We start from the raw sequence: 5301 nt of genomic DNA on the forward strand, positions 1-5301 counted from the left end.
GACCCCGCGTCCCCCGCGCCCCCCGCCGCTTCGTCGTTCGTGCTCCCCGGTGGCTGCCCTGCGGGCCACGCCGCGGGGCGCGCCCCGTGCTATCCGTCGAGCCGGGCCGCCGCCGCGATGCTCTCGCCGAGCTGTCGTACGTCGGCGTCCTCGGTGGCCGACGCAAGACGGGCGGAGCGCCTGCGCAGCTCGCCGAGGGACGGGGCGCCGGGCAGCGGGCTCCAGCGGTCGTCGCCCTTCCGGAGCGCGTCGGCGAAGTAGGCGGCGGTCGCGGTCACCTGGAAGCGGGGGCTCGCGCTCCACACCGAGCGGGCGAGGGAGTCCGTCTCCAGCTGGCCGGACTCCTCGTGCGGGGCGCGGGTGGCGGGGTCGAGCCAGCGCACCGTCGCGGTGGCGAGGTGGCCGCCGGTGCCGTGCTTCAGCCGGACGGCGTACAGCGCGGTCACCGTGTGGCCGGGGCCGACCTCGCCCCCGTCCACGCGGTCGTCGCGGAAGTCGTCGTCGGCGACGCGCCGGTCGTCGTAGCCGACGAGACGGAACGCGGCGACCGTCCGGGGGTCGAAGGCGACCTGGGCCTTGGCGTCGCGGGCGGTGAGGTCGATGTTCTGCGGGAGCTGGTCGCAGAACACCTTGCGGGCGTCGTCCTCGTTCGAGACGTACACGGTGTGGCCGTCGCCCTTGTCGGCGAGGCTCTCCATCAGGGCGTCGCCGTACTCGCTGCCGACGCCGACGCCGAAGAGCGTGATGCCGTGCTCGCGGCGGGCGGTGGAGATGCGCTCCAGGATGGAGTCGGGGTCGGTGTCGCCGTTGTTGGCGAGCGCGTCGGAGATCAGCACCACCCGGTTGGTGGCGCCCTTGCGCAGGCCCTCGACGGCGGTGGCGTAACCGGTGCGCAGGCCCGCGCCGAGGTTGGTGGACTCCTGCGCCCGAAGCCGGTCGACCGCGCGGTGGACGCGGTCGCGGTGGCCGCCCAGCCGGGTCATGGGCAGGACGGTCCGGGCCTCGTCGCTGAAGGTGACGAGGGCGACGGAGTCGTCGTCGCGCAACTGGTCCGTCATCGCGCCGAGGGACTCCTGCGCCAGGTCCAGCCGGCCCGGCTCCTCCATGGAACCGGAGACGTCGATGACGAAGGTGAGCGCGGCGGGCGGCCGCTCGCCGTCCGGGTCGGCGGCGCGGGTGGCGAGGCCGACCCGGACGAGGGACCAGCCGTCCTCGCCGGTGCGGGCGCCGTCGACGGTGACCGAGAAGCCGTTGCCGTCGGGCCGCTCGTAGTCCTGGCGGAAGCTGTTGACGAATTCCTCCGGGCGGACCGTCGACGGGTCGGGGCGGCGGCCCTCGGCGAGGGAGCGGCGCGCGTAGCCGTAGGACGCGGTGTCCACGTCGAGCGCGAAGGTGGAGAGGTAGTCGGGCGCGGGGGCGATGTCACGGGCCTCGCCGTCGTCCTGCCCCTGTTCGCCGCCGCCCGAGGACGGGGCGGGGGCCGGGAATCCGCCGTTGGCGCCGTTCGAGTGGTTCGAACGGTCCGAGCTGCCCATGCTCCGGTCGTTGCCGGCGCCGCAGCCGGTGAGCAGCAGGCCGGTGGCGACCAGGACGAGCAGTGCCCCGCGCGGCCGCCGTGTTCGACAAGTCCCCATCTCCCGTGCCCCCTGTGGTCCGTGGCCGCCGCCCTCGGTGGACGGCGGCTTTCTTGACTGTGACGGCGTGGGGCGCCGGAACGTGCGGCACGGGGCGTTGCGGATGGATCTCGAACAGGGCACGGCGGGGGCCCGTCGAGACCGGCGGGTGATCCACCGGTTATCTAGGAGACCACGTCCTTGCGGGCGAAACCCCGGAAGGCCAGGGCGAACAGCACCAGGGCGTACGTTATCGACAGCGCGGTCCCCTGGATCATGCCGGACCACTCCGGGCGGGGCTGGATGGCGTCCGCCCAGGCGAACTGCCAGTGCGCGGGCAGGAAGTCGCGCCAGTCGCCGAGGGCGGTCACCGCGTCCAGGACGTTGCCGACGATGGTGAGGCCGACCGCGCCGCCGACCGCGCCGAGCGGTGCGTCCGTCTTCGTCGACAGCCAGAACGCGAGTCCGGCGGTGACCAGTTGGGACACGAAGATGTACGCGATGACGACCAGCAGGCGTTGTGCGGCGATGCCGGCGCCGAGCTCGCCGCCGGTGGGGATCTCCAGCGGGCCCCAGCCGTAGCGGGCCGTGCCGACGGCGAGGGCGACCAGCGGCAGCAGCACCATGGCGGCGAGGCTGAGACCGAGTCCGACCACGAGCTTGGACCACAGCAGGCGGGCGCGGGGCACCGGGGCCGCGAGGAGATAGCGCAGCGAGGACCAGCTCGCCTCCGAGGCCACCGTGTCCCCGCAGAACAGGGCCACCGGGATCACCAGCAGGAAGCCGGCGGAGACGAACAGGTTCACCGCGGCGAAGTTGGCGCCGGACGCGGTGGCCGTGTCCATCAGGGTGACCTCGCCGTTGCGGCCGCCGGGCTGTCCGCCGATGGCGAAGGCGACGGCCAGGACGAAGGGGAGGGCGGCGAGGATCCCGCCCATGACCAGGGTGCGGCGCCGCTTGAGCTGGCGGACCAGCTCGACCCGCAGCGGCAGGGTGCGGCCCGCCCGGTAGCCGGGGGCGACCTCCGCGGGCTGCGTACGCTCGGCGAGCGTGCTCATGCGGAACCTCCGATCAGGGTGAGGAAGGCGTCTTCGAGCCGGCGGTGCGGGCCGACCGACTCCACCGGTACGTCGAGCCGGACGAGTTCGGCGACCAGGCGGCGTGCGCTGCCGTCCTCGTCGAGCCGGACCAGGAGTCCGTCGTCGGTGCGTACGGCCGAGGCGACGCCGGGCAGCGCGGCGACCTTCTCGGCCACGGGCTCGTCGACGGGCGTGGCGGTGCCGACCAGCAGGGTGTCGCCGGAGCCGACGATGTCGCCGACCCGGCCCGCCTGGACGAGCCTGCCGCGGTCCATGACGACGAGGTGCGTGCAGGACTGCTCGACCTCCGCGAGGAGGTGGCTGGAGACGATGACCGTGCGGCCGGCGGCCGCGTACCGGATCATCACCTCGCGCATCTCGCGGATCTGGGGCGGGTCGAGACCGTTGGTGGGCTCGTCGAGGATGAGCAGGTCGGGCAGGCCGAGCATGGCCTGGGCGATGGCCAGGCGCTGGCGCATGCCCTGGGAGTAGGTGCGTACCGCGCGGGCGAGCGCGTCGCCCAGGCCGGCGATCTCCAGGGCCTCGTCCAGGTGGGCGTCCTCGGGCGGGCGTCCGGTGGCCGCCCAGTACAGCTCCAGGTTCTCCCGGCCCGACAGGTGCGGCAGGAAGCCCGCGCCCTCGACGAAGGCGCCGACCCGGGACAGCACCGGGGCGCCGGGCCGGATCGCGTGGCCGAAGACGCGGATCTCGCCGCCGTCCGGGGTGATCAGGCCCATCAGCATGCGCAGGGTGGTGGTCTTGCCCGCGCCGTTCGGGCCCAGCAGGCCCAGTACCTGGCCCTGTTCCACGCGGAAGGACAGGTCCGCGACCGCGTACCGGTCGTTCGACTTCGCGTACCGCTTGGTCAGGCCGGTGATCTGGAGGGGGACCTCGGCCAGGGCGGGGTCCGGGGCGGGGTCGGTGCCCCGCCTGCGGGCCGTCAGCAGCAGGGCGAGCGCGAGGGCGGCACCGGCCACGGGCAGCCACCACACCCAGGCGGGCAGCGCGGCGGGCGCGGTGGTGACCCCGGGGGCGGTGGGTACGCGCAGGTCGCTCTTCAGGGAGACGGTGTACGTCGCCGGGGCGGCCGGTGAGGCGTAGGCGAGGTCGGTCGAGGCGAGGACCAGGCGCAGCCGGTGGCCCTTCTGGACCTGGTGGTCGACGGCCGGGAGGGTGAGTGTCACGTCCTTGCCGGACCGGGCGCCCTCGACCCGGACGGGTGTCACGAGCTGGGCGGGCAGCACCTGCCCGGTGCCGCCCCCGCCGACGTCGTAGAGCTTGGCGAACAGCACGGCGTCGGGGCCGGTCGAGGTGACGTGGACGGTGACGGTCGGGGATCCGGTGACGGTGAGGTCGTGGGTCAGGGGCGCGGACTCGAAGGCGGCGTACTGGCCGGGGAAGTCGAGCGACACCCCGACCCCCAGGCTGGACAGCTGGGCGAGTCCGCCGCCGGCGCCGAGGCCGGGCAGCGCGGAGACCGCGGGCGGGGTGGCGCCCGCGGGGTTGTCGAAGCGCTGCTCGCGGCCGGTCAGCGCGATGGTCCTGGTGCCGTTGTCCAGGCCGGGGTAGGTGTCCGCGCTCGCGCCGCGCAGCCGGGCGGCGCCGTCGGTGGAGTCGAGGCCTCCGGTGCGGGTGACGCGGAAGGCGGGGCCGGTGTCCGTGCTCTTGTCGTTCTTGAGCCAGCGGTCGAACCAGGTGGCGACGCGGGCCTGGACGCGGTCGTTCTCCCAGTCGCCGCCGTCGTGTCCGCCGGCGATCCAGTCGACGTCGACCGGGGCGCCGTTGGCCCGGATGGCCTTGGCGGCGGCGTCGGCCTGGCCGAGGGGGAAGAGCGAGTCGGTCTGGCCCTGGACCAGCAGGGTGGGGACCTGGATGCGGTCGGCCACGGCGGCCGGGGAGCGCTCCTGGAGCAGTTCGCGGGCCTTCGCGTCCGGTGTCCCCGACTCGGCCACCCGCTGGTACATCGCGCACAGCGTGGGCTCGAAGCGGGCGCAGCCGCCGCCGGTGTTGACGAAGATGCCGGCCCACAGCTTCTTGAACACGCCGTTGGGGAACAGGGCGTCGGCGAGGTTCCAGTAGGTGACGGCCGGGGCGATGGCGTCCACCCGGTCGTCGTACCCGGCCGCCAGCAGGGAGATCGCGCCGCCGTAGGAGCCGCCCGCGACGCCCACGCGCGGGTCGCCGGCTCCGTCGAGCCGGACCTGGGGCTGCCGGGCGAGCCAGTCGATCAGCTTCGAGACGTCGGCGACCTCGCCCTCGGGGTCGTTCAGCCCGATCCTGCCCGTCGACCGTCCGAAGCCGCGCGCCGACCAGGTCAGCACCGCGTACCCGTCGCGGGCCAGGTCCTCCGCCTGGCGGCGGACGTCGTCCTTGCTGCCGCCGAAGCCGTGCGCCAGCAGGACGGCGGGGCGGCGGCCGGGGGTGGCGGTGGTGAAGTACGAGGTGTCCAGGTGCACGCCGTCCACGGTCAGGACCCGGTCGGCACGGCGTACCGGGGGAGCGTCGTCGGAGGCGACGGCGGACCAGGTCCCGGCACCGGCGAGCACGACGACGGCGGCCGGCGGGGGGCGGCCCCCCCCCGCCGGGCCCCGCCCCGCCCGCGCCGCGGG

The 5301-nt window shown here is 74.8% G+C and carries 3 protein-coding genes; all 3 read right to left on the reverse strand.

All coding sequences use genetic code 11. The features are described from left to right. Window positions 1-89: 89 nt before the first annotated feature. The 3 genes from ABT085_RS43400 to ABT085_RS43410 all read right to left on the reverse strand — a co-directional run bounded on the left by ABT085_RS43400 (window position 90) and on the right by ABT085_RS43410 (window position 5238). The gene (locus ABT085_RS43400) at window positions 90-1634 is read right to left on the reverse strand and encodes a vWA domain-containing protein (protein WP_351621854.1); all 1545 of its coding nucleotides are present in this window, start codon (window positions 1632-1634) and stop codon (window positions 90-92) included. 164 nt (window positions 1635-1798) lie between these two features. Next, window positions 1799-2671 carry an ABC transporter permease gene (locus tag ABT085_RS43405; protein ID WP_351621857.1) on the reverse strand — a complete coding sequence of 291 codons (873 nt, stop codon included), beginning with the start codon at window positions 2669-2671 and terminating at the stop codon, window positions 1799-1801. After that, window positions 2668-5238 carry an alpha/beta fold hydrolase gene (locus tag ABT085_RS43410; RefSeq protein ID WP_351621860.1) on the reverse strand — a complete coding sequence of 857 codons (2571 nt, stop codon included), beginning with the start codon at window positions 5236-5238 and terminating at the stop codon, window positions 2668-2670. The genes ABT085_RS43405 and ABT085_RS43410 overlap by 4 nt, the downstream gene beginning before the upstream one ends. Window positions 5239-5301: the final 63 nt, after the last annotated feature.

The sequence above is a fragment of the Streptomyces sp. NPDC002265 genome (genome assembly GCF_040296125.1).
Classification (GTDB): domain Bacteria; phylum Actinomycetota; class Actinomycetes; order Streptomycetales; family Streptomycetaceae; genus Streptomyces.